This window comes from Sporotomaculum syntrophicum, assembly GCF_009932395.1.
Taxonomy (GTDB): domain Bacteria; phylum Bacillota; class Desulfotomaculia; order Desulfotomaculales; family Desulfallaceae; genus Sporotomaculum; species Sporotomaculum syntrophicum.
In genome coordinates this window covers 54,014-56,657 of sequence record NZ_LSRS01000011.1, presented here as the reverse complement: position 1 = coordinate 56,657, position 2,644 = coordinate 54,014, and the positions used below count along the sequence as shown (strand labels likewise).

Here is a 2,644-nt window from a genome sequence, read left to right as displayed (position 1 = left end):
GTATTATATGGTATAATTCAGTGTAAAAGCTGCCTTGTTTAAAGGTGGTTTCAATTAGCATAAAAAGCATCCCCCGGTATATTTTGTTGTGGTGACTTAATTATACTATAGGTGGGGATGCTTTTTGTGTTTTATATGGACTTTTTCAGTGGTCTCGGACGGTTCCTTTTGTGTCAAGACGAAAGTAGAATAATCCGATGCACCTGTTGTTGCAGGTGGCCTTTGGTGAGCACCCCCAGGTTAAAATCCGTTTTCTTTATCATGAATAATGAAGGAATAGGTGTACAGTGCTTTAGTTTAGGGGGAATGTTTAGGCTGATTGTAATAGTTTACTTTGTATTATAGGAAATTTTTATAGCATACCACGTATTACAGCGCAAAGGAAAACCATCCCACTACAACGAATAAGTGTATGATTAGTAAAAAAAGATCATGTGTAACAATTCTTTACACTACCGGACTTCACTAATACATAAAACCCATCAACTGTCTTCCGTGTATACCACTTTCCATCACAATAGTTGAACGCATATTATTGCCTAATAGTATACAAAAGAATTAATGAGAAAAGGTGAATAGCATGTTACAACCGCAGCTTGACCAAAATTTAAGAAAAATTGGTATTGATTACATACAGGATGTTCCCTGGGGAACTCATATTTGTGGTTTTTACCATACAAAAATCGATTTAATTAATACGTTAGTACCGTATTTTAAAGCTGGTTTAGAAAACAACGAGTTTTGTATATGGGTTGCCTCTGAACCTGTAAATTGCGATGAGGCAAAATTAATACTTAATAATGCTGTACCTAACTTTAAATATTACCTGCAGCTTGGTCAAATAGAATTTCTAACACATTCAGAATGGTACTTTAGATATGGTAATTTTAAAAAAGTTGTAAATTCATGGGTTGATAAGATAAATCAAACTGTATCTAGAGGTTTTGATGGTATAAGAATATGCGGAAATACATCTTGGCTTAAAAAGAGGTACTGGAAATCATTTCAAGAATATGAAGCCCTTATTGAACAAAGAATTGGTGAATTAAGAATGGTAGCCTTATATACTTATGAACTTGATAAGTGTAATATTCAAGAGATTTTCGATATCGTAAGTAATCATCAATTTTCGTTTATTATTAGTAAAAGTGGGTTGCAACATATCGACAGCGTTGCTAAATTTGATCGACTAAACTTAATTTCGAAACTAGCATCTAGTATCGCACATGAAATAAGAAATCCAATGACATCTGTTAGAGGCTTTTTACAATTACTACAAACCAAAAGTGATTTTGATAGTTATTCTGATTATTTTAACGTTATGCTTCAGGAATTAGATAGAGCTAATGGTATTATTAATGAATTTCTATCTCTAGCTAGGAATAATAACATAAGCTTAAAGAGAAAAAATATAAATGATATACTAAATTTGATGCAACCTTTAATACAAGCAGATGCTTTAAAGGAAGATAAAAGTTTTTGTCTGGAACTTGAAGAAATACCTGATTTATTTCTTGATGAAAACGAAATACGTCAAGTTATACTTAATCTTACTCGTAATGGCCTGGAAGCAATGTTACCCGGCGGAACCTTGACTGTTAGAACATATATTGAAGATAAAGAAGTAGTTTTGGAGGTACAAGACCAAGGTACGGGAATTGAGCATAAATTAATCGATAATATAGGCTCTCCTTTTTTTACCACAAAAGAGAATGGGACTGGTATGGGTCTTGCGGTTTGTTTTAGTATAGCCGAACGCAATAACGCCTCAATCAATTTTAAAACTGGACCAGAAGGAACGACTTTTTATGTAAGGTTTAAAACACAGGAGCCTTAAGTTTACAAAAAAGTATGAAGGACGACCGCATATTATGAACCGCTTTGCGATGGTCAAACCGGTATTTAATATTGCCGCCGCGCCCTGGTCCTTTATGTTTACTGTGACACATAATCTTTGAATTGTACAATATTCTGGGTAAAGGTTTTAGTTATAATACTCGAATTAACAAAAAAGCAATTAATACCTGAGGAAGGTTTCTTTTGTGAAATATGTAAACTCAAAATGTAAAATAGTATTTATAACAGCAATTATTTTTCTTATGTTTTTTGCAACACCCTATACAATAAACCCTCTGATTCTTCCTGGTCAAAATGATCCCAATGCAGATTTTTTTAATGGAGAATGGTTTAACAAGAGTATCGACCAATACCAAATATTAAATAGGTGGGCTCACTATTATGGAAAACATGGCTGTGAGCCTGAATGGGATAATTGCCCTTATAGAGGCGTTTTGGGGCAGTGGAGGCTAATGTTAGATTACATAAGAGAGGACAAGCCACTTTCTACAGAGATTATTCAAAGTAAGTAAATTAGGTTTACGACGCATTTTAAACAAGCCGTGACGTTACGAAGGGATTTTTTTAAAAAACGTTGTATAACTCAAGTTTGACAGTTTTCCATCATTTTTCGAATCTAACCCCCAACAAACCCAGTAGAATCAAGGGTTAATATTAGAGAGATTCAAAAAGTGTAGTGCCACGTTTTCCATATAATAACTTTTAGCATATGGATTGCCATGCTATAATTAAGGTGCCATGTATGCTAGAACAAAAACATTTAAAAATAAAGACGGTTCAACAAGAA

The 2,644-nt window shown here is 33.7% G+C and carries 2 protein-coding genes; both read left to right on the top strand.

What is annotated here, in order from left to right:
* Positions 1-580: 580 nt before the first annotated feature.
* Entirely contained in the window at positions 581-1,837 is a 1,257-nt protein-coding gene (locus SPSYN_RS15375; protein ID WP_161823368.1) for an MEDS domain-containing protein, read from the top strand.
* A gap of 205 nt (positions 1,838-2,042) precedes the next feature.
* Positions 2,043-2,369: a hypothetical protein gene (locus tag SPSYN_RS15370; protein WP_161823367.1), complete on the top strand. Its 327-nt coding sequence runs from the start codon at positions 2,043-2,045 to the stop codon at positions 2,367-2,369.
* Positions 2,370-2,644 lie beyond the last annotated feature (275 nt).